The organism is Xanthobacter aminoxidans (genome assembly GCF_023571765.1).
In the GTDB taxonomy this organism is placed as follows: Bacteria; Pseudomonadota; Alphaproteobacteria; order Rhizobiales; family Xanthobacteraceae; genus Xanthobacter; species Xanthobacter aminoxidans.
The window spans coordinates 120,815-147,296 of record NZ_JAMJXC010000011.1 but is presented as its reverse complement, the minus strand read 5'-3'; the positions used below and the strand labels follow the sequence as shown (position 1 = coordinate 147,296).

At 67.1% G+C, this 26,482-nt stretch carries 24 protein-coding genes; 17 read left to right on the top strand and 7 right to left on the bottom strand.

The features are described 5' to 3' along the window. Positions 1-4: 4 nt before the first annotated feature. The 8 genes from EJ105_RS17305 (at position 5) to EJ105_RS17270 (ending at position 7,098) form a co-directional block, all read left to right on the top strand. Entirely contained in the window at positions 5-931 is a 927-nt protein-coding gene (locus EJ105_RS17305; protein WP_250167307.1) for a carbohydrate ABC transporter permease, read from the top strand. Further along, positions 928-1,767: a carbohydrate ABC transporter permease gene (locus EJ105_RS17300; protein ID WP_029555691.1), complete on the top strand. Its 840-nt coding sequence runs from the start codon at positions 928-930 to the stop codon at positions 1,765-1,767. Before EJ105_RS17305 ends, EJ105_RS17300 begins: the two co-directional genes overlap by 4 nt. Further along, a complete protein-coding gene (locus EJ105_RS17295) occupies positions 1,764-2,816 on the top strand; it encodes an ABC transporter ATP-binding protein (RefSeq protein ID WP_250167306.1) in 1,053 nt (350 codons plus the stop codon). The genes EJ105_RS17300 and EJ105_RS17295 overlap by 4 nt, the downstream gene beginning before the upstream one ends. A gap of 1 nt (position 2,817) precedes the next feature. Continuing rightward, complete coding sequence (locus tag EJ105_RS17290) at positions 2,818-3,609, top strand: GntR family transcriptional regulator (protein WP_024280785.1); 792 nt, start codon at positions 2,818-2,820, stop codon at positions 3,607-3,609. Between the two features lie 30 nt (positions 3,610-3,639). Further along, on the top strand, positions 3,640-5,274 hold the full coding sequence (locus EJ105_RS17285) for an arylsulfatase (RefSeq protein ID WP_250167305.1): 1,635 nt from the start codon (positions 3,640-3,642) through the stop codon (positions 5,272-5,274). Then, the gene (locus EJ105_RS17280; RefSeq protein WP_394042411.1) at positions 5,271-6,281 is read left to right on the top strand and encodes a formylglycine-generating enzyme family protein; all 1,011 of its coding nucleotides are present in this window, start codon (positions 5,271-5,273) and stop codon (positions 6,279-6,281) included. The genes EJ105_RS17285 and EJ105_RS17280 overlap by 4 nt, the downstream gene beginning before the upstream one ends. Positions 6,282-6,356: 75 nt before the next feature. Further along, on the top strand, positions 6,357-6,755 hold the full coding sequence (locus EJ105_RS17275; RefSeq protein WP_024280782.1) for a YidH family protein: 399 nt from the start codon (positions 6,357-6,359) through the stop codon (positions 6,753-6,755). Between the two features lie 13 nt (positions 6,756-6,768). Then, positions 6,769-7,098, top strand: coding sequence for a DUF202 domain-containing protein (locus tag EJ105_RS17270; protein WP_250167303.1), 330 nt, complete (start codon positions 6,769-6,771; stop codon positions 7,096-7,098). A gap of 161 nt (positions 7,099-7,259) precedes the next feature. Here the strand turns inward: EJ105_RS17270 and EJ105_RS17265 are convergent, their stop codons facing one another. Together EJ105_RS17265 and EJ105_RS17260 are read right to left on the bottom strand one after the other, a co-directional pair. Beyond that, a complete protein-coding gene (locus EJ105_RS17265; protein WP_250167302.1) occupies positions 7,260-8,672 on the bottom strand; it encodes a sensor histidine kinase in 1,413 nt (470 codons plus the stop codon). Next, complete coding sequence (locus tag EJ105_RS17260) at positions 8,672-9,337, bottom strand: response regulator (RefSeq protein WP_024280779.1); 666 nt, start codon at positions 9,335-9,337, stop codon at positions 8,672-8,674. Before EJ105_RS17260 ends, EJ105_RS17265 begins: the two co-directional genes overlap by 1 nt. Before the next feature lie 169 nt (positions 9,338-9,506). Here EJ105_RS17260 and EJ105_RS17255 point away from each other — a divergent pair, with 169 nt between their 5' ends. From EJ105_RS17255 to EJ105_RS17245, 3 genes are all read left to right on the top strand, one after another. Further along, positions 9,507-10,652: an ABC transporter substrate-binding protein gene (locus EJ105_RS17255; RefSeq protein ID WP_250167301.1), complete on the top strand. Its 1,146-nt coding sequence runs from the start codon at positions 9,507-9,509 to the stop codon at positions 10,650-10,652. A 204-nt stretch (positions 10,653-10,856) separates the two neighbouring features. Next, positions 10,857-12,179, top strand: coding sequence for an MFS transporter (gene tcuC, locus EJ105_RS17250; RefSeq protein ID WP_029555683.1), 1,323 nt, complete (start codon positions 10,857-10,859; stop codon positions 12,177-12,179). A 224-nt stretch (positions 12,180-12,403) separates the two neighbouring features. Then, complete coding sequence (locus EJ105_RS17245) at positions 12,404-13,195, top strand: substrate-binding domain-containing protein (protein ID WP_250167300.1); 792 nt, start codon at positions 12,404-12,406, stop codon at positions 13,193-13,195. Between the two features lie 82 nt (positions 13,196-13,277). Here the strand turns inward: EJ105_RS17245 and EJ105_RS17240 are convergent, their stop codons facing one another. The 3 genes from EJ105_RS17240 to pcaC form a co-directional block, all read right to left on the bottom strand. Next, positions 13,278-14,117, bottom strand: a complete 840-nt coding sequence (locus EJ105_RS17240) for an amidohydrolase family protein (protein ID WP_250167299.1) — start codon at positions 14,115-14,117, stop codon at positions 13,278-13,280. 5 nt (positions 14,118-14,122) lie between these two features. Then, positions 14,123-15,487, bottom strand: coding sequence for a short-chain fatty acid transporter (locus tag EJ105_RS17235; RefSeq protein WP_250167298.1), 1,365 nt, complete (start codon positions 15,485-15,487; stop codon positions 14,123-14,125). A 151-nt stretch (positions 15,488-15,638) separates the two neighbouring features. Next, positions 15,639-16,046: a 4-carboxymuconolactone decarboxylase gene (pcaC, locus tag EJ105_RS17230; protein WP_029555679.1), complete on the bottom strand. Its 408-nt coding sequence runs from the start codon at positions 16,044-16,046 to the stop codon at positions 15,639-15,641. Between the two features lie 176 nt (positions 16,047-16,222). Here pcaC and pcaQ point away from each other — a divergent pair, with 176 nt between their 5' ends. Beyond that, positions 16,223-17,137, top strand: a complete 915-nt coding sequence (gene pcaQ, locus EJ105_RS17225; protein ID WP_250167297.1) for a pca operon transcription factor PcaQ — start codon at positions 16,223-16,225, stop codon at positions 17,135-17,137. Positions 17,138-17,152: 15 nt separating this feature from the next. Here the strand turns inward: pcaQ and EJ105_RS17220 are convergent, their stop codons facing one another. Further along, positions 17,153-18,070, bottom strand: a complete 918-nt coding sequence (locus EJ105_RS17220) for a LysR family transcriptional regulator (protein ID WP_250167296.1) — start codon at positions 18,068-18,070, stop codon at positions 17,153-17,155. 113 nt (positions 18,071-18,183) lie between these two features. On the opposite strand from EJ105_RS17220, the gene EJ105_RS17215 reads away from it, so the two are divergent. The 4 genes from EJ105_RS17215 (at position 18,184) to EJ105_RS17200 (ending at position 24,224) form a co-directional block, all read left to right on the top strand. Beyond that, on the top strand, positions 18,184-19,050 hold the full coding sequence (locus EJ105_RS17215; RefSeq protein ID WP_250167349.1) for an HpcH/HpaI aldolase/citrate lyase family protein: 867 nt from the start codon (positions 18,184-18,186) through the stop codon (positions 19,048-19,050). Beyond that, positions 19,047-20,279, top strand: a complete 1,233-nt coding sequence (locus EJ105_RS17210) for a CaiB/BaiF CoA transferase family protein (protein ID WP_250167295.1) — start codon at positions 19,047-19,049, stop codon at positions 20,277-20,279. Before EJ105_RS17215 ends, EJ105_RS17210 begins: the two co-directional genes overlap by 4 nt. Before the next feature lie 137 nt (positions 20,280-20,416). Continuing rightward, positions 20,417-23,071: an ATP-binding protein gene (locus EJ105_RS17205; RefSeq protein ID WP_250167294.1), complete on the top strand. Its 2,655-nt coding sequence runs from the start codon at positions 20,417-20,419 to the stop codon at positions 23,069-23,071. Beyond that, the gene (locus EJ105_RS17200; protein WP_250167293.1) at positions 23,061-24,224 is read left to right on the top strand and encodes a response regulator; all 1,164 of its coding nucleotides are present in this window, start codon (positions 23,061-23,063) and stop codon (positions 24,222-24,224) included. The genes EJ105_RS17205 and EJ105_RS17200 overlap by 11 nt, the downstream gene beginning before the upstream one ends. Positions 24,225-24,233: 9 nt before the next feature. On the opposite strand, the gene EJ105_RS17195 is transcribed toward EJ105_RS17200, so the two are convergent. Further along, positions 24,234-24,980 carry a winged helix-turn-helix domain-containing protein gene (locus EJ105_RS17195; RefSeq protein WP_250167292.1) on the bottom strand — a complete coding sequence of 249 codons (747 nt, stop codon included), beginning with the start codon at positions 24,978-24,980 and terminating at the stop codon, positions 24,234-24,236. A gap of 251 nt (positions 24,981-25,231) precedes the next feature. Between EJ105_RS17195 and fmdA the strand changes: the two genes are divergently transcribed. After that, positions 25,232-26,458 (top strand): formamidase, encoded by a 1,227-nt coding sequence (fmdA, locus tag EJ105_RS17190; RefSeq protein ID WP_024280766.1) that lies wholly within the window; start codon positions 25,232-25,234, stop codon positions 26,456-26,458. The last annotated feature ends 24 nt before the right edge of the window (positions 26,459-26,482 follow it).

Genomic DNA, 26,482 nt, shown 5'->3' with positions numbered 1-26,482 from the left:
TGTCGTGACGAAAGCCACTACCCTCGACGTTCCTGTCGGCGGTCGCGCAGATCCCGCGCGGATGATGGAGGGACGGGAGCGCCGCTTCGCGGCGGCGCTGCTCGCCCCCGCCTTCATCGCCCTGATGGCGACCACCACGTTTCCGCTGCTGCATCTGGGATGGACCAGCCTGCACCGGATGGACCTCGCGATGCCGTTCATGGACGGCTTCGTCGGGCTCGACAACTACCGGGAACTGCTCGGCGATCCGCGTTTCTGGTCCGCGCTCGGGGTCAGCCTCGTCTATACGTTTTCCACGGTGATCCTGCAGGTCGTCCTGGGCCTCGCACTTGCGCTGCTCGTCAACGGCATGAAGCGCGGACAGGCGCTGTTCCGCATCGTGGCGATCCTGCCCGTGGTGCTCTCGCCCGCCGTTGTCGGCATGGTATGGCGCACCTTCATGCTCACCCCCGAATTCGGCGTGGTGGACTATCTGAGCATGACGGCCGGCCTCGGCAGCCACAACTGGCTCGGCGATCCCTCCCTCGCCCTGTTTTCCGTCGTGGTGATCCACACCTGGCAGTGGACGCCCTTCGCTTTCATGGTGCTGCTGGCCAGTCTCGCGGCCCTGCCCGAGGACATCTACGAGGCCGCGCGCATCGACCGGGCGAGCCCGTGGCTCTGCTTCGTACGCATCACCCTGCCGTTGCTGCGCCCGGCCATCGTGATGGTGATCATCATGCGCACAATGGTGGCGCTCACGGCGTTCGCGGCCATCTTCACCGTCACCGGCGGCGGTCCGGGAACGGCCACCGAGATCCTCAATCTCTACGCCTACCGCAAGTCCTTCACCGAGCTGTCCATCGGCTACGGCTCGGCGCTGGCGGTGGCTCTGTTGATCTTCACGCTCGTCATCACCGGCGTCCTGTTCGCACTCCGGAGGGCGAAATGAAGGGTCACAAGCTGCGCCTTGCCTTGCTCCTGAGCGTATCCGGCCTGTTTCTGCTCGCCTGGATTTTCCCGATCTTCTGGAGCCTCCTCAACGCCTTCAAGAGCGAGCAGGATGTGCTCGCCTATCCCCCGAAGCTGATTTTCTCGCCGACGCTCGCGGCGTTCAGGGACGTGCTGTTCGGCCCCACGTCCATCGTGCCGAACCTCGTCAGCAGCTTCATCATCTCCATCGGCACGACCATCGTGACCATGGTGCTCGCGATCCCCGCCGCCTACGCGCTCGCCCGCCTGCGGGTGCCGGGCAAGAAGTGGTCGGGCTTCTACGTGCTCGCCACCCAGATGCTGCCCCCGGTGGGCATCATCATTCCCTACTTCCTGATCCTGCGGGATATCGGCTGGATCGATACCTATCAGGGCATCATCCTGATCTATCTCTCCTTCTCGCTGCCGTTCGCGATCTGGCTGCTGGTGTCCTATTTCGAGGACCTGCCGTTCGAGATGGAAGAGGCGGCCTTCATCGACGGCGCGAGCCGGCTGATGACCCTGTGGCGCATCATCCTGCCCCAGGTGCGCGGCGGCGTGGCGGTGACCGTGGTCTTCGTCTTCCTCAATGCCTGGAACGAGTTCCTGTTCGCCGTGGTGCTGTCCGGAAACGTGGTGAGGCCGGTCACCATCTCCATGTTCAACTTCGTGTCGGTGGAACAGACGCTCTGGTCGAAGCTGGCGGCGGTGTCCGCGCTCGCGATGCTGCCTGTCATCATCCTCGGCATCATCGCCCAGAAACACATCGTGAAAGGCCTGACGGTCGGCGCCGTCAAGGGAGGGGGACGCCGATGACCGCGCGCGGACTGGTTCAGCTCGAAAAGATCGTCAAGAAGCATGGGTCGTTCGAAGCCCTGAAGGGCATCGACATCGAGATCCGCCCGGGCGAATTCTTCGCCCTGCTCGGGCCGTCGGGCTCCGGCAAGAGCACGACGCTGCGCATTCTCGCCGGCCTCGATGCCCCCACCTCCGGCCGCATCCTGCTGGATGGGAAGGACGTGACCGGCGCCGATGCGCGCGCCCGCGACATCGCCATGGTGTTCCAGAGCTATGCGCTCTACCCGCACATGACGGTGGCCGAGAACATCGCGTTTCCCCTGGAGATGGCGAAGACACCGAAGGCGGAGATCGCGCCCGCGGTTCGGGAGGCGGCCGCCAAGGTGAAGATCGATCATCTTCTGGACCGCAAGCCGGGGCAGCTTTCAGGCGGCCAGCAGCAGCGCTGCGCGCTCGCCCGGGCGATCGTGCGCAAGGCGCGGCTGTTCCTGCTGGATGAGCCGCTCTCCAATCTCGATGCCATGCTGCGCCTCGCCACCCGCGTGGAGCTGAAGAAGCTGCAGAGGTCGCTCGGCGTGACGGCGGTGTATGTCACCCACGACCAGGAAGAGGCGATGACCCTCGCCGATCGCATGGCGGTGTTCCGGGAAGGCGAGATCTGCCAGATCGGCCGGCCGGCGGACGTGTTCGCCGCGCCGAACTGCATCGAGGTTGCCGCCTTCATCGGCAGTCCGCCCATGAACCTCCTCACCACCCGGAGCACGGCCGGAGGCGTCCTGATCGGCGGCCGTCATGTTCCGGTGGCCGCCTCTCTCGAGGCAGGGCGCGCGGTGGTGGTGGGCGTGCGGCCCAGCGCCGTCCGGTTCGATCCGGCCGGCATTCCCGTGACGGTGGAGGTCGTGGAGAACCTCGGCGACGCCGCCATCCTCGACCTCACCCTCGATGGCACCCCGCTCAGGGCTCGATACGACCGCTTCCCGCTGCCGCGCGAAGGGGAGACGATGGCCGTTTCGTTCGCTCCCGAAGACATCCATCTGTTCGACCCAACCACCGGCCGGCGGATCTGACATGCTCGCGCCCATCAAACTCGCGCCCATGAAAGGCAAGTCCGCGCGTGAAGCGAACGGGACCAAATCCGGCGGGGCCGGAGCGCCGCCGCTTCACATCCAGGTGCGCGAAGCCATCCGCAGCCAGGTGCGCGAGGGCAAGCTGATCGACGCGGACGGCCGCCTGATGCCCGAGGCCGAGCTGGTCAAGCATTTCGGCGTGAGCCGCATCACCATCCGCCACGCCATCCAGCCCTTGGTGGAAGAGGGCATGTTCGCCCGCGAGCGCGGTCGCGGCACGTTCCTCAAGTCGAACGAGCCGGAGAACTGGCTCGGACGGCTGATGGGCTTTTCCGAGACCATCCGCGACGCCGGCTTCGAACCCGGCGCGCGCATTCTCCACCAGGGAATGACCAACGCCCACGACACCGCCGCACGCGAGACCCTGCGCGAGCGCGCTGTCTGGGAGCTGAAGCGCGTACGGCTCGCGGATGCGATCCCCATCGCCATCGAGCATGCCTTCTACCCGCCCGATATCGGCCTTGAGCTGGAGAAGCGGGACCTCGTCTCCATCCTGATGTACCGGGTGTTCGAGGAGGAGCTCGGGCTCAACATCAAGGAGGCGAGCCAGAGCATCTCCGCCACGCTCGCCGACGAGGCGACGGCCGGGCTGCTCGGGATCGCCCCCGGCGACCCGCTTTTGGCCATGGAGCGCCTGACCATCTCCACGGACGGCCGGCCGCTGGAGCTGCTGCGCTCGGTCTACCTGCCCGACTATTTCCGCTTCACCATCAATCTGACGCGACGGGCGTGACGAGGTCACGCCGCGCCCCTGGAGCCATCCATGTCCGATACGCCCGCGACCAAGCGCCCGAATATCGTCCTCATCCTGAATGACGACATGGGCTTTTCCGATATCGGCTGCTACGGCGGCGAGATCGAGACGCCCAATCTCGACCGGCTGGCGGCGAACGGCCTGCGCTATTCGCAGTTCTACAACACCGCACGCTGCAGCCCGTCCCGCGCGTCGCTGCTCACCGGCCTTCATCCGCACCAGACCGGCATCGGCATCCTCACCTACAGCACCGGGCCGGAAGGCTATGTGGGCAATCTGAACAAGAATTGCGTGACCATCGCCGAGGTGCTGCGCAAGGCCGGGTACCGGACCCGCCTCACCGGCAAGTGGCATGTGGCGGCGAACCTCACCGAGCCCACCGATACCTGGCCGCTGCAGCGCGGCTTCGATGAATTCTACGGCACCATCATCGGCGCCGGCAGCTTCTACTGGCCTAATACGCTGACGCGCGGCAATGAGAATGCCGAGCATGAGGCCAAGGAAGATCCCAACTTCTTCTATACGGACGCCATCAGCACCGAAGCCTCCGACTTCATCCATCGTCACGCGAAGGAGCATGCCGGCGAGCCCTTCTTCCAGTACGTGGCCTATACGGCCCCGCACTGGCCGCTCCATGCCCACCCCGAGGACATCGCCAAGTACAAGGGCCGCTTCGACGCCGGCTGGGACGAACTGCGCGAGGAGCGCCTGTCCCGCATGATTAAGTCGGGGCTGATCCATCCGGACTGGAAGCTGACCGACCGCGATCCCACCCAGCCGCCGTGGACGGAGGCGGAGGAGCGCGCGTGGCTGGCCCGTTGCATGGAGGTCTATGCCGCCCAGATCGACCGGATGGACCAGGGCATCGGCCGCGTGCTGAAGGCGCTCGAGGACACCGGGCAGATGGACGACACGCTGGTCATCTTCCTCTCCGACAACGGCGCCTGCGCCGAGGACATTCCCGAGGATGTCTCGCCCCAGGCCCTCGTCGAGGACCTGATGATCGCCCGGGCGCAGACCCGCGACGGCCGCCCCGTGCGCTTCGGCAACATTCCCGAGATCATGCCCGGCGCGGAGGACACTTATCAGAGCTACGGCGTCGCCTGGGCCAACCTCTCCAACACGCCATTCCGGCTCTACAAGCACTGGGTCCACGAAGGCGGCATCGCTACGCCCCTCATTCTCCACTGGCCGGCCCAGATCACGGCAGGCGGCGAACTGCGCCATGTGCCGGGCCAGTTGCCGGACATCATGGCGACCATTCTCGACGTGACCGGCGCCGCCTATCCCCAGACCCATGACGGCAATGCCATCCTGCCCTGCGAAGGCGTCAGCCTTGCGCCCTCCTTCCCGGAGGACGGCGAACGCACGGAGCCGATGTTCTGGGAGCATGAGGGCAATGCCGCGGTGCGTGTCGGCCAGTGGAAGCTGGTCCGCAAATACCCCGGCCCCTGGGAGCTCTACGACATGGAGGCCGACCGCACCGAGCTGCACGATCTCTCGGCGGGCCACCCCGAGCGCGTCCAGGAGATGATCGGCCTCTATCAGGCGTGGGCCGAACGCTGCGGCGTGATCCCGCGCGAGAAGATCCTCGAGCTGATGAAGGCGCAGGGCGCCGCCGCCTTCTGGGAGGAAGAGGAGTGACACAGGGGCGGGAGAGCGGCGGGGCGGATGAGGCCGGCAAGTCGCCGACCTGCTGCTGCGCGCGCCGCCCCGAGACGGCAGGCGAAGCGCCGCCGCCACCTCCGCCGGCCTCTGCCGGGGGGAAGGGCACGGCCTTTCGCTGGATTGCGCTTCCGGGTGGACGCTTCCTGATGGGCACGTCCGGCGCCGAAGGCTTCGCGGGCGATGGCGAGGGGCCGGCGCGGCTCGTCACGCTGAGTCCGTTCCGGGTGTCGGCCTATGCGGTGACGAACGCGCAGTTCGCCGATTTTGTCCGGGCGACAGGCCATGTCACGGAGGCCGAACGCTTCAACTGGTCCTACGTCTTCCACGCGCTGGTGCCGCCGGAGACCGCGGCCCGGATCGAGCGGGTGCCGGTGGAGGCGCCCTGGTGGCTGCCCGTGCCGTTCGCCTACTGGGCCCAGCCGGAAGGCCCCGGCACCACCGTTCTCGACCGCCTGGATCACCCGGTGGTGCATGTGTCCTGGAACGACGCGGTGGCCTTCTGCGCGTGGTCGGGCACGCGCCTCCTGACCGAAGCGGAATGGGAATATGCCGCGCGCGGCGGACTGGACGGCAAGCTCTATCCCTGGGGAGATGAGCTGACCCCTGGCGGCCGGCATCGCTGCAACATCTGGCAGGGCGCCTTCCCGGATCTGAACACGGCGGAGGACGGCTATGTCGGCACCGCCCCCGTCCATGCCTTCGAGCCGAACGGCTACGGCCTGTTCAACGTGGCGGGCAATGTCTGGGAATGGGTTCGGGATGTCTTCAGCCCCGAATATCACCGGGTCACAGGCGATCGCGACCCCGTCCATGACGGGCCGGGCGCGAGCCGCTCGATGCGTGGCGGCTCGTATCTGTGCCATAGCTCCTACTGCAACCGCTATCGGGTCGCGGCCCGGAACTCCAATACGCCGAACAGCAGCAGCGGAAATATCGGCTTTCGCGTCGCCGCGCTGGATGCAGGCGCGGCCCAATTCGCGTAGACCGCCCGGACGATGAGTTCGTCACGTGTCGATCTGACCTTCATGGCGACCTGATACACAGCACAGCGTGCAACAATGTCCAATCTGTCTCTCGACACATCCGCTGACCGGTCAGAGCATGGACCGTCTCTGAAATGGTGGCAGCGCGGGGCGCGGCCGGATTATCGCTTCTCGCTCGCCAACGAGAGAACGTTTCTCGCCTGGATCCGGACGGCTCTGGCGCTGATTGCCGGTGCGGTCGGCATCGACCAGTTCGCCTCACATCTCGGGCCGCTGCCCCTGCGGCTTGGTCTTGCACTGATCCTGTTCGTGGCGGGAGGCGTGCTCGGTGGAATGGCCTATCCCCGCTGGGTGCGGGCCGAGCAAGCCATGCGTCACAACGCCGATCTGCCCGTCAGCGCCCTGCTTCCCCTTCTGGCGGCCTTCACTGCCACCCTTGCCGTGGGGCTCGCCTGCCTCATGGTCTTGATCTGACCGGACCCGCGGCATGAAAGACCCAGGCCTCCAGCGCGAGCGGACGGGGCTGGCCTGGTCGCGGACGGGCTTCCTGATGATGCTCGTCGCCCTGCTGTCCGTGCGCGGCGGCCTCTCCCATTTCTCCTTCAGCCAGCTCTTGGCGGCGCTCTTGCTGAGCGGGACGTCCGGCCTGTTGCTGTATCGCGGCCACCAGCGATCCCGCTACGAAGACGGCACGGACGAGGTCGTCGCCGAGCCAAGCCGCCGGCTTGCCGCCGTCACGGGCATGGTCGTTTTCGCAGTGGCGCTGCTCCACGCGATTTCGGTCCTGCTCCGGCTCCTGCACCATTTCGCCGGTTAGGCTGGCGCGCCACATGAGGGCCGGAGCACGCCGTGCGTGAGATCGACCGGGCCGAAATCGCTCGGGTGGGGTCGTAGGGCGGCATGGTTTGGTGCTGACGTTCCATGTTCGTGCCGCGCCTCGATCATCTCCTTTCAGGCCATCCCGCCCATCTGAAGGACTCAGGCGCCAGGCGTTGTCCGGGTCGATAGCGGCATGCGGAGCGTGGCCCGCAGGCCGCCCAGATCGGGGCTGCTGTCGAGGGTGATCGTGATGTGCAGCAGGTCCGCGATCACCTTCACGATCGACAGGCCGAGGCCGCTGCCCGGGACGTCTGCCCGGTTGGGCGCACGGTAGAAGCGCTGGAACACGCGCTCGCGCTCGGCCTCGGGAATGCCGGGGCCGCTGTCCTCAACGGTCACGACGGCTGCATCGCCGCTGCGGTCGGCGCACAGCACCACCTGGCCACCGGCGCCGGAATATTTCACCGCATTGTCGAGAAGATTGCCCAGCAGTTCGGACAGCAGCACGGTATCGGACACGAGCGGCAACGGGCGCTGCCGGATGAGGCAGGAGACCTGGGTGTCGGGCGGGATGCCGGCGATGCGCTCGGCGATGACGTGCTCGATCACGTCGCCCAGATCGCAGGGCGTGCCGCCTGCGGCTGAAACCGCGCTTTCGTCGGCGCGGGCCAGGGTGAGAAGCTGGGTGATGAGCCGCTCCAGCCGCTCGGCGCCCTGATCCAGCTCGGCCAGCGCGCTGCCCCTCAGCTCGGGATCCGCACTTTCCCGCCGCAGCAGGTCTACATGCATCCTGACGATGGCCAGCGGCGTGCGCATCTGGTGGGAGGCGTCGGCGGTGAAGCGCCGCAGCAGCTCGGTGGCCGAGCGCAGGCGCTCGAACATGGCGTTGATGGCGGTGGCGGGAGCCATCGCCTCCTGCGGCACCTCGGACAGATCGAGCGGCCGCAGATCGCGCCAGTCGCTGACGGCGCGGGTGTCGATCTGCCGGCTGAGGTCGGCGAGCGGCATCAACCCGCGCTCGACGGAAACCCACGCCAGAACCCCGATGGCCAGTATCAGGGCGGCCTCCGCCAGACCCAGGTTGCGCAGCATCTCGTTGCGCAGCTGGTTGCGGGCGAGCCGGGTCTCGGCGACGGCGACGATCACCGGACGCTCGACGCCATAGACGCGGCGCGCCACCGCGGCGAGGCGCACGGCATTGCCGCGGTACGTGTCGTTCCAGTGGGTCGGCTGGCCCGGCAAGGCCGCCGCCATCCGGCCGAGCGGCAGGTCGGGATAGCCCGTCACCGGCCCGGCGTCCGAGGTGACGAGATAATAGACATTGTCCTGCGTCTTGGTTTCGAGCATGCCGAGGGCAACCTGCGGCATGTCCACCACCACCTCGCCGCTCTCCACCGCGAGGCGCTCGGCGATGGCCATCAGGGAGCCGTCGAGGAGGCGGTCGTGGGAACTCTCTACCACCGAAGTGATGGTGAGATAGCCACCGGCACCGATGGCCACGGCCAGCAGCAGCACCGGCGCGAGCAGATTGAGGAGAACCGCGCGCTTCAGCGAGCGGCGGGCGGGGCGCATCAGTCCTTCTCCAGCATGTAGCCGAGCCCGCGGACGGTGCGGATGCGCAACCCGCCGGCCCCGAGCTTCTTGCGCAGGCGGGCGATGTACAGTTCCAGGGCGTTGGGGCCGACTGCATCGTCTAGCCCGAACACTTCCGAGATGAGGCGGGCCTTGGGCACGAGCTTGCCCGCCTGGACCAGAAGGAGGTGCAGAACCGCAAGCTCCCGCCGCCTAAGATCGAGAGGCGTGCCCTCCAGGCGCGCCACGTGCTGTACGGTATCGAACTGCAGCGGCCCGAACTCGATCAGGGCGTCGCTGACGCCGAAGCCCCGGCGCACCAGCGCCCGCACCCGCGCCTCGAACTCGGCGAGGGCAAACGGCTTGTTCACATAATCATCGGCGCCGAGGTCCAGCGCCTTCACCTTCTCGCTCACATGGTCGCGCGCGGTGAGGATCATGACGGGCGTCTTGAGGCCCGCGCGGCGGATCGCCCTGAGCACGTCATATCCGCTGCCGTTGGGCAGGCCGAGATCGAGCACGACCAGATTGTACGCCTCGCGGGTTGCCAGCCCGACCGCATCCGCCGCATCGGCCTCGTGATCGACCGCGTAGCCAAGCGAGGCGAGCGAACGCTTCAGTCCGCTCGCAAGCGCCCGGTCGTCTTCCACGATGAGGATACGCATCAAGCCGGCTCCCGGCCGGGCTGCAACCGGCCGCAAGGCATGAAAGCCCCGGGTTCGGAGCTGGAAGGATGCCCCATACGTGACCACACCCGTCGCATCGCATAATGTAGACCGGCTAACGGAAGCAAGTGCAAGAGACGGTGCGGACGTGCGTGCGGGAGGCGGGTGGATGGCCCCGACGGGCAGCGACTGGGGGCGGATCGCCGTGCCGTCCGCGGGGCGGCGCTTTCGGGCGGTTGCAGGGCGTATGAGCGGGATCGCCTTGGCTGTGGCGCTCGTCATCGCAGGGGCCCTCGCGGATGCGGGCCGCCCGGCTGGAGCGCAGTCCCGCTCGGACGAGATCTCGGTCGGCACCGGCGCCGCCGGCTCACTCACCGTCGTGTCTTCCATCGATCTCGTGGAGATGGGCGAGCTGCTGGAGCACTGGCGGGCGCGCTATCCCGACATCAAGCTGACCTACCGGCACAAGAATTCGCTGTACGTCTATTCCGACGTGGTGGAGTGCAACGACACCCGCCCGTGTCCCGATATCGCCTGGAGTTCCGCCATGGATCTCCAGATCAAGCTGGTGAACGACGGCTATGCCGCGCGCCACGAATCCCCTGCCACGGCGATGCTGCCGCCTTGGGCGGTGTGGCGCAACGAGGCCTTCGGGGTCACGGCGGAACCCATCGTCCTCGTCTACAACAAGATGCGGGTGCCGCCGGAAGACGTGCCGCGCACCCATGCCGATTTCATCCGCCTCCTGCGCGAGAAGGGCGCAGCCTACCGGGGCAAGGTCGCGGCCTACGACCCGGAGCGCAGCGGGACCGGCTTTCTATTCTGGAACAGCGATGTGCGTATCACCGCGGACACCTGGCAACTGGTCCGGGCCATGGGGCGGACGGGACCGAAGCTCTATTCCTTCGCCCACACCATGCTCGACCGCGTGTCGGATGGCGACCAGCTGTTCGCCTACAACACCATCTCGTCCTATGCCCGGGCGCGGGCGCGGGAGGAGCCGGCCATCGGCGTCGTGGCCTTTGAGGACTACACGCTGGTGATGACGCGCATCGCCCTCATTCCCAAACAGGCGCCGCATCCCGAGCAGGCCCATCTTTTCCTGGATTTCCTCCTGTCCCGCGAAGGCCAGGAGGACCTCGCACGCCGGGCCTTCGGTACCGTCCGGCTCGACATGCCGCCGCCGGCGGAGGCCGGAGCCGATCCCGCCAGGTTGCGCCCGATCCATGTGGGCCCCGAGCTTCTGGCCTATCAGGACCAGTCCCGGCGCCGCATCTTCTTCCGCGCATGGCGGAAGGCGCTGGAAGGCGAATGATCGCCTGAGCGCATCAGACCAACGTCGCGGAAGACGTGACAGGTTCTTGACAGGTTCTCCCCCCTAGGCTCCCGCCGATGCCGTCATGCGATGGGCTGCGCCAGATTCCCGCCAAGGGACTGGCCGGCTGCAGACGGCCGGACGAAGCAACAAGAAGCAGCGCAGAGACGCCGCGAGCGGCTGCGCCGGCATGGGAGACAACGCATGGTCGGGCCTTCGGCAGCCGCCGTTCCATCCGCTGCGGGCACACAGGTGCCTGCCATCAAATCGAGAACCGCAGCGATCCTGCGCTCGACCAGCGGCAATTTCCTCGAGCAGTTCGATTTCTTCCTGTTCGGCTTCTACGCGACGTCCATTTCCAAGGCGTTCTTCCCCACCGGAAATGAAGTCACGGAACTGCTCCTCACCTTCACCACCTTCTGGCTCGGCGCCTTGATGCGGCCGGTCGGCGCCATCGTGCTCGGCTCCTATCTCGACCGCATCGGCCGCCGCAAGGGCCTGATCGTGACGCTGGGCATCATGGCCGCCGGCACCGTGCTGATCGCCGTGTGCCCGACCTATGCGCAGATCGGCATCGCCGCGCCGCTCATCGTGCTGTTCGGACGCCTGTTGCAGGGCTTCTCGGCGGGCGTGGAGCTGGGCGGCGTCTCGATCTACCTGTTCGAGATCGCGACGCCCGGCAACAAGGGCTTCTACACCTCGTTCCAGTCGGCCAGCCAGCAGGTCGCCATCTTCTTCGCGGCGATCATCGGCTTCTCGCTGAGCCAGCTGATGCCGGCCGAGACCATCACCGCCTGGGGCTGGCGCATTCCCTTCTTCATCGGCTGCGCGATCATCCCCTTCATCTTCTTCATCCGCCGTACGCTGGAGGAAACCCCCGAGTTCCTCAAGCAGAAGAAGCACCCGACCCAGAGCGAGGTCTTCGCCGCGATGCTGGCGAACTGGCGGATCGTGGTGCTCGGCATGATGCTGACGGCCATGACCACGGTGACCTTCTATTTCATCACCGTCTACACGCCGACCTTCGGCAGGAACGTGCTGAAGCTGTCCATTACCGACAGTCTGCTGGTCACACTGCTGGTGGCCACCACCAACTTCATCTGGCTGCCCATCGGCGGCGCCATCTCCGACCGCGTGGGGCGCCGTCCGGTGCTGCTGACCATCGCCATCCTGGCGCTGGCGACGGCCTATCCCGCCCTTGCGTGGCTGGTGGTGGAGCCGACCTTCAACAAGATGCTGATGGTGGAGCTGTGGTTCTCCATGTGCTTCGGCGTCTACAACGGCGCCATGGTGGCCGCCTTGTCGGAGGAAGTGCCGGCGCATGTGCGGACCACCTGCTTCTCGCTCGCGTTCGCTCTCGCCGCCGCACTGTTCGGCACGTTCACGCCCCTGGTCTCCACCTGGCTGATCGACATGACGGGCAACCGCGCGGCCCCCGGCTTCTGGCTCATGGCGGCGGCCGCCTCGGGCCTCATCGCGACCATCCTCATCTATCGCGGTCGCAACGCCTCCCTCTCACGAGGTTGAAGGCAAGGACGCGGCGCCCCTCGGGCGCCGCGTCCGCATATCGGGTGGCGGTCCCTGAATCCGCTGAACCAGAAAAATGGTTGTTCGCTCCGTCGAGGAGCGCTCGGGCTGCGCCTGACGCCAAAGGACGCGACCTGGGGCGACGCGAGCCGGTGGGCGCGGCCGTCGCTCATGCGGCCGGCAGGACCGAAAAAATCAAGACATCGATCTCGGGAGGAAAGACAATGACGATCTCACGACGCTGGGTTTCCGCCTTGCTGATCGGCGCCGCTTTGGCGCTGCCGGCCTCGGCGCGCGCCGACGAGGTGCGCGTCATGATTTCGGGCGGCTTCTCGGCTGCCTACAAGCAGCTGGTGCCGCAGTTCGAACGCGCGACCGGGCACAAGGTGTCGACCGCCTACGGGCCGTCCATGGGCACCACGGAGAACGCCATTCCGGTGCGCCTCAACCGGGGTGAGCCGGTGGATGTGCTCATCATGGTGGGCGAGGCTCTCACCGGACTGACCGAGCAGGGGAAAGCGGACAAGGCCTCGCGCGTCGATCTCGCCCGCTCGCCCATCGGCGTCGCCGTCCGCGCGGGTACGCCGAAGCCCGACATCTCCACCGTGGATGCCCTGCGCACGGCGCTCGTCAACGCCAAGTCCGTCGCCTATTCGGACAGCGCGAGCGGCGTCTATGTGGAGAATGAATTGTTCAAGCGCCTCGGCATCGAGGAGCAGATGAAGGGCAAGGCGCGGATGATCCCGGCTGAGCCCGTGGCCGCGGTGGTGGCGCGCGGCGAAGCCGAGCTGGGCTTCCAGCAGATCAGCGAGCTTCTGCCGGTGGCGGGGGTGGACGTGGTCGGCCCCATTCCCGAGAGCGTGCAGAAGATCACGATCTTCTCCGCGGGCATGTCCTCGAAGGCCGGATCGCCCAAGGCCGGCGCGGATCTCATTGCCTTCCTCGGCTCCCCGCAGGCCGCTCCCGTCATCAGCAAGACGGGCCTTGATCCCATCGCCCATCCGGCCGCGAAATAACGGCCCCCGCCGCAGGTTTCGCGGCGAATGCGAGAGCGGGACGGGCGCCTTTGGCGTCCGTCCGGCCTGCTGGTTTCGGCTCTTACCGGAAGCCGTAAAGCTCTGCGGGGTTTTCGATCAGGATGAGGTCGCGCACGCGATCGCTGCCGGCCCAGACCGCAAGCAGATCGAAAAGCTCCGCGTCGTCCGGCTTGTGCGTCTCGGTGACATGAGGCCAGTCACTGCCCCACACGAGCCGCTCGGGCACCTGCGCCACATAGGCCCGGGCGATCCGGGTGGCATCGCCATAGGGCGGTCCCTGCCTGGTGTTGAGATAGGCGCCCGCGAGCTTCACCCACGCCCGCCCCTTGCGCACGAGGTCGACGATCACGGCAAACGCCGGGTGATCCGGACCGCGGTCCGGCGGCAGGCGTCCCATATGGTCGAACACGATCGGGCAGGGCAGCCGGGCGAGCAGCGCCGCCGCCTCGACGATCTGATCTCCCGACAGGTGGAGTTGGACGTGCCAGCCGAGGTCGGCGATCCGCTTCGCCAACGGCTCGATCATGTCGATCGTGACGACCGCATCGGCGGGCTTCCAGAGGCTGAAGCGAAGCCCGCGAATGCCGCCGGCGTCGAGCCGTTTCAGCTCGCTGTCGGTGACAGAGGGATGGAGCACGCCGATGCCGCGGGCGTTGCCATCAAGGCGGCTGATGGCATCAAGCAGACAGGCATGGTCGGTCCCGTGGGACTTCGCCTGCACGAACACCGCGCGTGTGGTGCCGATCCGCCTTTGGAGATGCTGATAATCCTCGATGGCCATGCCGGCCGGCCCGCCGGTCCCGGAGGGGGAAAAGCGGGGGTCGACGATATGGCAATGGGCATCGCAGGCGCCCGCCGGGGCGGCCGTGGTCGGCCGCGCGGTTTCGGCGGAATGCGGCACGCCTGTCACGGGAGCAGCAGCAGCGCGGCACCATAGATGATGCCCGCGAGGAAGAACGTCACCACCGTGAAGCCGAGCACCCGTTGAATGCCGATGCCGGCCATCGCCACGACGGGCAGGGCCCAGAACGGCTGCATCATGTTGGACACCTGCTCACCCATGGCGACAGACATGGTCACCGCCGGAATGGAGGCGTGAAGTTCAACCGCCGCCGGTATGGCGAAAGGTCCCTGTACGGCCCAGTGTCCGCCACCGCTGGGGACGAGAAACGTGATGAACAGCGAGGCGATGTAGGTCCAGAACGGCAAGGTGTGGGCGGTCGACACCACGACGAAGAATTTCGAGATCATCGCGGCAAGCCCGGTGGCGTCGATCATGCCCATGATGCCGCCATAGATGGGATACTGCAGGATCATCGATCCGGTCTGCTTCGCCGCGTTCTTCATGGCGTCGGAATAAGCAACCGGGGTGCCATGAAGGGCGACACCCAGGATCAGGAAGATGAGGATGACGGTATTGACGTCGAACTTGACGCCCTTCGTCGTCCAGGACACGCCGAGATAGGCCACGCCGAGCAGAACCAGGAAGAGGCTGACCATCCGCGAGCGGTTGGCCTTGTCGGCGAAGGTGCCGGCCGATTTCGCCGAAGCGGGCGCCGCCTGCTCGTCGGGCCCGGGAACGAACGCGACGATCTCATCCTCGCGGGGCTTGAGAAGAATGAAGGCGATGGGCACCAGGATGACCACCAGAATGGTCGGGACCAGATTGAAGGTCGTGAAGACGGTGTCACCGAACGGAAGCAACTTGCCCGTCAGCTTTTCGACGATATTCAGGGCGTTGCCATGCGTGGCCTGGGACAGGGCGATGGAGCTCGACGGTCCGCTGGCCCAGATGACCCATCCCGAATAGGCGGCCGCGACAAGCCATCCGAAATCGAGATGGATGCGCTTGGCAACCTCCCGCGCCAGGATCGCGCCGACGACCAGGCCAAATCCCCAGTTGAGCCAGGATGCAGCGGCCGCGACGAGGAATGTGAGTACCACGGCCTGATTGGGCGTGGAAACCGTCGCCACCAGCGTCTTGAGGCCGCGCTGGACGACGGGGGCGTGCGCGACGGCATGGCCCGTCACGAGGATCATGACCATCTGGAACGCGAAGCCGACAATGCCGAAGACGCCCGTGTACCAGGACGTCACCACCGTCACGAGGTCGCCTTTCGGGGCGAACAGCAGCGCCGCGCCCGCCACCGCGAACGTCAGGCCGATGGCGATGACGAAGGGATCGGGGAGGAGGCGCTCGAACAGATAGACCGATCCGGCCACAAAGCTTCGGCGAGGGCGCGGGGGAGCGGCGGCGTCTTGGGTGGTCATACGTTTCTTCCCTGGTTTCTCGAATTCTTGGAGGGCACACGCGCAGTCGGCGACGCCGCTGTCGAGCGGTCAGCGCCCCGTCACGACCGACGCAGCGCGCGGGTCTTCTCACCAGGCGGAGACGTATGTCCCGCCTTCGAATCTGCCTGTCTCAGCCCTGGTCTCCATGTGAGCTGGCTTCGGCGTAGACCCCCTTGGCGATCTTGTAGGCGCGGTTGGCCGCCGGCACGCCGGCATAGACCGCCACATGCATCAGGGCCTCGGACACATCTTCGGCGCTCGCCCCGGTATTGCGCGTCGCCCGGACATGCATCTCCAGTTCCTCGTCATGGCCGAGGGCGGCAAGCAGCGCGATGGTGATGATCGAGCGCTCGCGCCGGCTCAGGCCGGGGCGCGACCACACGGACCCCCAGGCCCCTTCGGTGATGAAGGTCTGGAACGCCTCGTCCAGCGGGGTGGCGCGGGCCGTTGCCGCTTCCACATGGGCGTCCCCGAGCACCGCGCGACGGGTCGCCATGCCTGTGGTCCAACGTTGCGATCGGCCGGCGGGGGATGACATGGCGCCTCTTGCGGGTGAGTGGGCGGAAAGCGGGATGCGCCATGCCTCTGCATGGCTTCGGAGCGGCGTGCCGCAACGGTCGCTGCGGTACACCCTAGGTCACGCTCTCATGTGCATTTCGATATGAAAAATGATAGTTTCGTATCATCCCATGCGTTTTTGATATGTAACGCGCCATGATCGACGGCCGAATCAAGCTTCGCCACATCTCCTGCTTCCTTGAGGTGGCGGCCCGCGCCGGCTTCGGGCGTGCGGCCGAGGCGCTGAACCTCACGCAGCCGGCCGTCTCACGGGCGATCGCGGAGCTGGAGGAGATCCTCGGCGCGGCGCTGTTCGATCGCGGCCGCAGCGGGGCCTCGCTCACGGCCGAGGGCCGCGCCTTCCGGATCCACGCCGGCGCAGCCTTCGTGGAGCTTAACCGCGGCATCGACACCCTGCGTCATCCCCAGTCCGGCATGGTGGCCACCCTGAGCGTCGGCGCCCTGCCCACGGTGGCGGCGCGCATCATGCCCCGCGCGGTGCAGCGGGCGAGGGCGGCGGGCCTTGCCGGCGCCATCGCCATCGAAGCCGGTCCCAACGGATGGCTGCTGGAGGAACTCAAGCAGGGGCGGCTGGACCTGGTGGTCGGTCGCCTTGCCGGCCCGGCGGTGATGATGGGGCTGGCGTTCGAGCACCTCTACTCGGAGCCCATCGTCTTCGTCGCCCGGCCGCACCACCCGGCGCAGACCGGCCATCCGGTGGCGCTTGCCGAGATCATCCGCCATCCCCTTATCCTGCCGGGGACGGGCTCCATCATCCGCCCGGAGATCGATCGCCTGTTTCTGCTGGAAGGCATCAGGACCCCGGCCGAACGGATCGAGACCACCGACCCGAGCTTTTCACGCGCCCACGTTCTGGCCAGCGATGCGGTCTGGGTCATCTCCCAGGGCGTGGTGGCGAGTGATCTGGAAGACGGCACCCTCGTGCGGCTGCCTCTGTCCACCTCCATTTCCGGCGGTCCGGTCGGCCTCACGACCCGGGCCGGGCATGGACCCGGGCCGGAGGTGGAGCTGTTCTTCAATGCCGTGCGGGAGGTCGCCCGAGCGCTGTGACGCGGCGTCGGGTCGCTATGCGCGTCCTGCCGGCGTCTTTGTGCGGGCGTGCGAGAGTTCGTTCCTGATCACCGCGTAGAGCGCGCTGGCGGCAGGGGAAAGCGTCTCGTTCTTCCGTTTCACCAAGGCGATCAGACGGAACACGACCGGCTCGACCAGTGGCACCTCCACGAGGCCGGCCGCCAGCGTCTTGGTCATGGCGGCCGGAAGGATCGCCGCGCCGACATTCTCCCGGGCAAGCGCGATGGCGCTGGGCGTGCTCTCCACCACGAACCGGCCACGGGTGTTCAGACCGGCCTTGGCCAACTGGGTTTCGACGCTGCGACGATTGCCGCTCGCGCCGCCGAGCGTGATGAGGTCGATGCCCTTCAGATCCGACCAGGCCACGCCCTTTGCCTTTGCAACGGGATGCGACCGGCTGCACACGAGCACGAACGGGTCGCGCATCAGCATGTCTTCGGTCAGGTCCGGGTGGGGATCCTGCTGAATGTGAATGCCGAAGTCCGCATGCCCCTGCAGCACCGCCTCGGTGACGAGCGCCCCCGAACGCTCCAGCACCTGGACACGATTGTCCGGGTGCGCGCGGGCATAGGTGCGCAGCGCCGAGGGCAGGTGTCGAAAGGCGACGGACTGCAGGGTCGCCACGGTGACATCCCCCACCCCCAGCCGGGACGAGGTACGCAGCCGGTCAAGACCATCGACAAGATCATCGATGATGCGCCGCGCCATGGGCAGGAACTCCTTTCCCATGGGACTCAAGGTGGTCGTGCGCGTCGTCCGGTCCAGCAGCCGCAATCCGACAAAGGCCTCGAGGCGCTGGATCCGACGGGTGAGCGCGGTCTGCGTGATGAAGAGATGCTCTGCGGCGCGATGGAAGCTCCCGAGCTCGGCGACATGCACGAAAGCCTGAACGCCGTCGATGGGGATTTTCATGCAGAATACTCATGAAAAATTGCGATTAATGCATTTTACGCGAGATCGACCGACCCGCAAGATCGGCCGCATCCGGAACGCCCAGAGGCACGGGGAGGACGAGGGCCGTGTTGATGCGAAGCAAGCTGTTCGTCCCCGCCTCCCGCCCCGAACTGTTCGAGAAGGCATTCGCGTCAGAGGCCGACGCCGTGGCGTTCGATCTCGAGGATGCGGTGGCCCAGGACCAGAAATCGCAGGCCCGCGCCAATCTCGCCGCGTTCCTTCAATGCCGGCCGGCCACGGCCAAGACCATCGTGGTGCGGGTCAATGCCTTTGGCACCGAGGCGTTCGACGCGGACATGGCGGTTCTGGGCAGTCTCCACGTCGACGTGGTCAACCTGCCCATGGCGGAGGACGCGGGCGCCGTGGGTGAGGCCATCGCCCGGATCGCAGGTTGCCGGCCACACGCCGCGCCGGACCGCAGCCCGAAGATCCTGCTCAACATCGAGACGCCCAGGGGGCTGCGCAAGGCGGCCGAACTCGCCGCGGCGCATCCGTGGGTGATGGGCTTGCAGGTCGGCTACGCGGACTTGCTTGAACCCTGCGGCATCGCACGCCGTGATGGGGCCGCGCTCGCGCATGTGCGGCTCACCGTCCGGCTCGCCGCGGCGGAAGCCGGGATCGCCGCCTATGATGGCGCCTTCGCCGCCGTCAGCGACCGCGACGGCTACCGCGCCGAATGCATCGCCGCCAGGCACCACGGCTTTTCCGGCAAGAGCTGCATCCATCCCAGCCAGATCGCCACGGCCAACGAAATCTTCGCGCCGGACGCCGACGAGATCGCCTGGGCGCGAAAGGTGGTTGCGGCCGCCTCCGATGCCGAGGCGCGCGGCATCGGCGCCTATCTGGTCGACGGTCACATGATCGACAAGCCGTTCGTCGAGCGCGCCCGCGCGGTCATGCGCCTGGCGGACCGGAATCCGCTCGAAAGGACCCTATGAGCACGCTTCGGACCCTCGACTATCAGCCAGAGGCACGCGGAACGCTGGACGGCATTCGTGTCCTCGACATGTCGCGCCTGTTCGCGGGAAACGTGCTGACGCAGATTCTCGGCGACTTCGGCGCGGAGGTGATCAAGATCGAGCCACCCGAAGGCGACACGTTGCGCGCATGGAAGGCGGAAGGGATCGAGACGCACTGGAAGATCTACGGACGCAACAAGAAGAGCCTGGCGCTTTCCCTGCGCGACCCGCGCGCCATCGAGATCATCCGCAGGCTGGTGACGTCGGCGCAGATGTTCATCGAGAGCTTTCGCCCCGGCGTGCTGGAGCAGATGGGACTGTCGCCGCTTGAGCTGCACGCGATCAATCCCGCGCTGGTCATCATCCGCATCTCGGGATGGGGACAGGACGGACCCTACGCGCAGCGGCCGGGCTTCGGCACCGTTATCGAAGGCCTGTCCGGCTTTGCCGCCATCAACGGATTTGCCGATCGCGAGCCGGTCCTGCCGCCCATGTATCTCGCCGACGGCGTTGCCGGGATCTATGGCGCCTCCGCCGCGATGATCGCCCTGCGTGAGGTGGAGGTGAAGGCAGGCCGGGGCCAGGTGATCGACCTGCCGCTGTTGGACCCATTGTTCGCCATCCTCGGCCCGCAGGCGGCCAACTACCGCCTGACCGGCAAGGTGAAGCCGCGCACCGGCAGCCGATCGACGAATTCCGCGCCCCGCAACGCCTATCGGTGCAGCGACGGGGGCTATGTCAGCCTGTCCGGCTCCACCCAGAAGATGACCGAGCGGCTGTTCCGGGCCATCGGGCGTCCTGAACTCGTCGGCGATCCCCGCTTTCGCACCAATGCGGACAGGCTGCAGCATGCCGCTGAGCTGGACCGCATCATCGGGGCCTTCATCGGGGCCCGCACGCAGGCGGAAAACGTCGCCTTCTTCGAGCAGGCCGAGGTCACCATCGGGCCGATCTACGACACGCCGCAGATCATGGCCGATCCCCATGTCGCCGAACGCGAACTGCTTACCGACTATCCCGACGCCGAGATGGGCCTCCTGCCAATGCACCATGTGGTGCCACGGCTCGACCAGACGCCCGGGTCGATCCGGCTGGCGGCGCCCCGGCTGGGACAGCACAATCGCGAGCTGCTTGATGAGATCGGGATGAGCCCCGAAGACTATCAGGATCTGCAAAAAGCAGGTGTCATATGCGGCGCGGAAGCGTGACCGCCGTCAGCGCCGAGGCCGTCTGGACCACCGTCGCCGGCGGCGGCTGAGGGCACCGGCGCCACACACGGACGGCGGGGCTGGCCTCTGCGTGCGCGAACCTCTAGCCTTGGAGGCAATAACAAGGTGAGAACGCGTTGGAAACGCCCGAACTGCCCGCTTTGCGGTCCTATCACTCCTGGATCGCCAACGAGACGCTGGAGGACTATTCGCTGCGCTACACGGCGCGGTCCTTCCGTCGCTGGTCGCCCTTCGTCATCGCCAACACCGCGCTCGGCGGCATCTCCTTCCTGGCGCTGGAGACGATCGGCGGCTCGATCACGCTGAACTACGGTTTCACCAATGCGAGCCTCGCCATCCTCGCGGTGTCCGTGTTCATCTTCGTCACCAGCCTGCCCATCGCCTATTACTCCAGCAAATGCGGCATCGACCTCGATCTGCTCACTCGCGGGGCGGGGTTCGGCTATATCGGCTCGACGGTCACGTCGCTGATCTATGCGAGCTTCACCTTCATCTTCTTCGCCCTGGAAGGCGCCATCATGGCGCAGGCCTTGAAGCTCTACTTCGACCTGCCGCTGGTGCTCGGCTATATCCTGTCGTCCGTCGTCATCATCCCCGTCACGCTCATGGGCATCACCATGATCTCGCGGCTGCAGATGGTGACGCAGCCGCTCTGGCTCGCGATGATGGTGCTGCCCTTCGTGATGATCTGGCTGAAGGCGCCGGAAGAAGTCGCGGCGTGGACCCGCTTCGTCGGCCGCGACACCGGATCATCCGGGTTCGATGCGCTGGCCTTCGGCGCGGCGGTGAGCGTCATGTGCTCGCTGGTGGTGCAGATCGGCGAGCAGGCGGACTATCTGCGTTTCCTGCCCGAGAAGAAGGCGTCGAACCGGCTCGCCTGGTGGGGCGCGGTGGTGATGGCGGGGCCGGGCTGGATCGTCATTGGCGGGCTGAAGATCCTCGCCGGCGGCCTGCTCGCGGTGCTCGTCCTCGGCGCCGGCCTGCCGCACCAGACGGCGCTCGAGCCCATCTACATGTACCTCGTCGCCTACCAGCACGTATTCGATAACCCGGCGCTGGCCCTGTTCTGCGCCACGCTGTTCGTGCTGGTGTCGCAGGTGAAGATCAACGTGACCAACGCCTATGCCGGCTCGCTGGCATGGTCGAACTTCTTCTCCCGCGTCACCCACTACCATCCCGGCCGGGTGGTGTGGCTGGTGTTCAACATCCTCATCTCGCTGCTGCTGATGCTGCTCGGCATCTTCGAGACGCTGGATGTGGTGCTGGCGGTCTATTCCAACATCGCCATGGCGTGGGTCGGCGCCATCATCGCCGACCTGCTGGTGCTGAAGCCGCTGAAGGTCAGCCCCGGCTTCATCGAGTTCAAGCGCGCCCACCTGCACGATTTCAACCCGGTGGGCTGCGGCGGCATGGCGGCGGGCTCGCTCGTCTCCCTCCTCGCCTTCACCGGGGTCTTCGGTCCGGCCGTCGAGGCCTATGCGGCGCCGCTCTCCTTCCTCGTCGCCTTCCTCACCGCCATCGCGATCGGCTTCGCCACGCGCGGGCGCTACTATCTGGCCCGGCCACCCGTCGACGCCTCGCTGGCGCAGGGCAGCGGGCCCGTCCTGCGCTGCGAGATCTGCGATCACGGCTATGAGCGGGACGACATGGCCTATTGCAGCTTCTACGAGCGGCCCATCTGCTCGCTCTGCTGCAGCCTCGACGCGCACTGCCACGATGCCTGCAAGAAGTCGCATCAGGATCTCGAAAGCTCGCGCTCGCGCTATTTCGGCGAGGGGTTCCGGCGGCGCATCGCGCCGCACATGCCGCAGCGCCTCCTCAAGGTCGGCGGCGTGCTCGTCGCCCTCACGGTGGTCACCGCGGCGCTGTTCCTGCTCACCTACCGGCTGATCGATCCGGGGGCGGAGACGCCCCATCTGGACAATGGCGGGCTGCTGCTGCGCGTGTTCCTCGCCATGCTGCCGCTGCTCGCCATCAGCGCGTGGTGGATCGTGCTCGCCAACGAGAGCCGGGAACTCGCCGAGCGCAACCTCGTCGGCTCGCTGGAGAAGCTGAACGAGACGCGGGAGGAGCTGACACGCAGCGAGCGCCTCGCCGCCATCGGCCAGTTGACCGCGACGGTGAGCCACGAGCTGCGCAACCCGCTGGGAACGCTCACGACCTCGGTGGCGGTGCTGCAGCGGGCGGGCACCCTCGCCGGCGAGCGTGAACGGGGGGAACTGGACCGCATCCAGCGCAACGTGCGGCGCTGCGTGCGCATCATCGAGGATCTGCTGGAGTTTTCCCGCCGGCCAGACGTCAGCATGGTGCCGCTGGCGCTTGATGCCTGGATCACCGAGCAGGCTTCGGACCTGCGTGCCCTGTCCGGTGTCGAGCTGGCCCTGGACCTCGACTGCGACCGGATCATCGAGGCGGACGGCGAGCGGCTGCGGCAGGTGCTCGTCAATCTGGTGCAGAACGCCATGCAGGCGGTGCTGGAGCGACCCGCCGGGGCGCTGCCGGGACGGGTCGCCATCGCCACCGCGGCGGAGGGCGAGCGGGTGCGCATCACCGTCACCGACAATGGCGTGGGCATGGATGATGAGGTGCGCCGGCGCCTGTTCGAGCCGCTGTTCAGCACCAAGCCGTTCGGGCTTGGCCTCGGGCTCGCGCTGGTCAAGCGCATCACCGAGCGCCACGGCGGCAGCGTCTCCATCAGCTCCGAGCCGGGCCGGGGCACGCGCGTCGACATCACGCTGCCGGCTGCCGGGGAGCATGCCGATGCCGCGTAGGGCGGAACGACGCGTCCTGATCGTGGACGACGACCAGGACTTCGCCGGCAGCCTCGCCGCGCTGCTGGAGATGGAAGGCTATGTGATCGCCGTCGCCCATGACGGCGCCGGTGCCAGAGCGCGGGTGGAAGCCATGGCGCCTGAGGCGCCGGGCGTCGCTCTGGTGGACATCCGCCTCGGACGGGAGGACGGCGTGGCCCTCGCCACGGAACTCGGTCGCATCCGGCCGGACCTGCTGGTGGTGATGGTGACGGCCTATGCCTCCGTGCCCACCGCGATCCGGGCCTTGCAGGCCGGCGCCTATGACTATGTCTGCAAGCCGTTTGATCCCGATGATCTTCTCGCCACCCTCGGCCGCTGCTTCGATCGCCACGCGCTGGCCCACGAGCGGGCGCAGGCGGAGGAACTGTTGCGCCGCAGCCGGCGGCTGGAGGCCATCGGCCGGCTCTCGGCGGGCATCGCCCACGATTTCAATAACCTCCTCGCGGTGGTCGGCGGTAATCTCAAGCTGCTTCAGGAGGAGGTGCTGCGCGATCCGCCGGGGGATCGCGCGGTGATGCGCGAGCTGGTGGCGGATGCGCTCAGCGCGGTGGAGGAAGGCATCGCCGCCAGCCGCCAGTTGCTCGCCGTGGGCCGGGCGCAGCCGCTGCTGCCGCGCCTCGTGGACCTCGACCATGTGCTCGACCAGGTGATCCACCAGGCGAACGCCGCGCTGGGCGCCGGCATTGCACTGGATCGGCTGGTCGCGCGTGAGCCGTGTGCCGCCATTGTCGATGCGCGCCAGCTGGAGGCGAGCCTGCTCAACCTCATGCTCAACGCGCGCGATGCCCTCGACGGGCGCGGCACCATCCGCCTCGGCGCCGAACTGCGTGACCTTGCCCCCGGCGCGCCCGTGCTTCTGGATGACATGCCGCCCGGCACCTACGTGGCGCTGGTGGTGGAGGATGCCGGCTGCGGCATGGCGCCGGACGTGGTGGAGCGGGCGTTCCATCCCTTCTTCTCCACCAAGCCGGCGGAGAGCGGCAGCGGCCTCGGCCTCGCGACGGTCTACGGCTTCGCGCGGCAGTCTGGCGGCAACCTCGTCATCGAGAGCGAGCCGGGGGCGGGCACCCGCGTCACGCTGCTGCTGCCGGCCGCCCCGCGCGGCGCTTGAGGCGACGCTTCAGTGGGGCGCGGGCGGGGTGAAGACATAGCCTTCCCCGCGTACGGTCTTGATGATCTCGGCGCCGCCGCCATCCTCCAGCTTGCGCCGGAGCTTGCCGACCAGCACGTCGATGCTGCGGTCGAATGGCGCCCACTGCCGGTTGGCGACGAGATCCAGCATCTGGTCGCGGGTGAGCACCCGGCCGGGCCGCTCGGCGAGGGCGGCGAGCAGGCGGAATTCGTGGCTGGTCAGCGCCACGCGGGTGCCGTCCTGCCGGGTCAGCTCGCGGCGGTCGAGGTCGAGCCGAAAGACGCCGAACGCCAGATGATGGCCGGCGGACACGGCCGGGGCAGGGGAGGGGGGCGTGGTGCGGATGGCGCCATTGGCGCGCCGCAACAGCGCCCGCACCCGTGCGAGCAGCTCGCGCGGCTCGAACGGCTTGGTCACGTAGTCGTCCGCGCCGAGTTCCAGGCACACGATCTTGTCCACCGTCTCGCACTTGGCCGACAGCACGAGCAGTGGCATGTCCCAGCCGGCGCGCACCGCGCGGGCGAGGGAGAGCCCGTCTTCGCCGCGGGGAAAGGTGAGGTCGAGAATGATGAGGTCGAAGCGCGTCGCCGCCAGCGCGTCGCGCATGGCGCTGCCGTCCAGCGCGAAATCGGCGCAGAAGCCTTCCCGCGCCAAGAACTTGGTGACGAAGCCGCACATCCGGCGGTCGTCGTCCACCATCAGGATTTTCGGACTGCGCGCAGCCTCGTTCATCATCCCGCCGTGCACCCTCGCGCTGAGCTTCTGCTTCGTCCCAAGATTGCTTCGCCTCGCGATCATAGCGCGACCGGCGGGCGATGCGCGCCCGAGCCGCGGCCGCTTACAAAATTTTACATGCGCGGCCCACGAAGCGCCTAAGCCGCTTACATGGGCTTCCTAGCTTTCCTGGGCAGGGTGCGGGCGTGGCGGCTTCAAGGCTGCCCGTAGAGCGGCGCGAAAGCCGCGGCACCCTCCAAGGAGGAAGCCCCATGGCAAAGACCGTCTTCAAGATCGACCTCAACAAGAAGCCCGAGCAGCAGACCATCAAGACGCACAATCGCTGGCATCCGGACCTGCCCATGGTCGAGATGTTCAAGCCGGGCGACGAGTTCCGGGTCGAATGCTACGACTGGACCGGCGGGCAGATCGGCAACAACGACAGCGCCAACGACGTGCGCGACGTGGACCTCACCAAGGTGCACTATCTGAGCGGTCCGTTCGGCGTGGAGGGCGCCGAGCCGGGCGACCTGATGGTGGTGGACATCCTCGACATCGGCCCCATCGAAGGTTCCGAGTGGGGCTTCAACGGCCTGTTCGACAAGCAGAACGGCGGCGGCTTCCTCACCGAGCACTATCCCGAGGCGGTGAAGTCCTGCTGGGACTTCCACGGCATCTACACCACCTCCCGCCATGTGCCGCGGGTGCGCTATCCCGGCCTCATCCACCCCGGCCTGATCGGCTGCCTGCCCGACCACAAGCTGATGGCCGAGGCGAACCGCCGCGAGGCCGCCCTCGTCGCCACCGATCCGCAGCGCGTGCCGCCGCTCGCGGCGCTGCCCTATGCCGACACTGCCCTGATGGGCCAGATGACCGGAGCGATGCGCGACAAGGCGGCGGCGGAAGGCTGGCGCACCGTGCCGCCGCGCGAGCACGGTGGCAATTGCGACATCAAGAACCTGTCGCGTGGCTCGCGTTGCTACTTCCCGGTCTATGTGAAGGGCGGCGGCCTCTCCATGGGCGACATCCACTTCTCCCAGGGCGACGGCGAGATCACCTTCTGCGGCGCCATCGAGATGGCCGGGTGGATCGACATCGGCGTGGGCCTCATCAAGGGCGGCATGGCCAAATACGGGGTCATCAACCCCATCTTCAAGCCGAGCCCCATCGACCCGCACTTCGACGACTACCTCATCTTCGAAGGCATCTCGGTGGATGAGCACACCGGCGAGCAATACTATCTCGATGCCCATGTCGCTTATCGCCGGGCCTGCCTCAACGCCATCGAATACCTGAAGAAATTCGGCTATTCCGGCGAGCAGGCCTATACCATCCTCGGCACCGCGCCGGTGGAGGGGCGCATCGCCGGCATCGTGGACATCCCGAACGTGTGCGCGACGGTAGCGATCCCCACCAAGATCTTCGACTTCGACATCAACCCGAACTCCACCGGGCCCACCCGGCAGGTCTCGGGTGTCGACGTCGCCCGCGCGAGCTGAAGTCCAGGCACCTTCGGAACAACC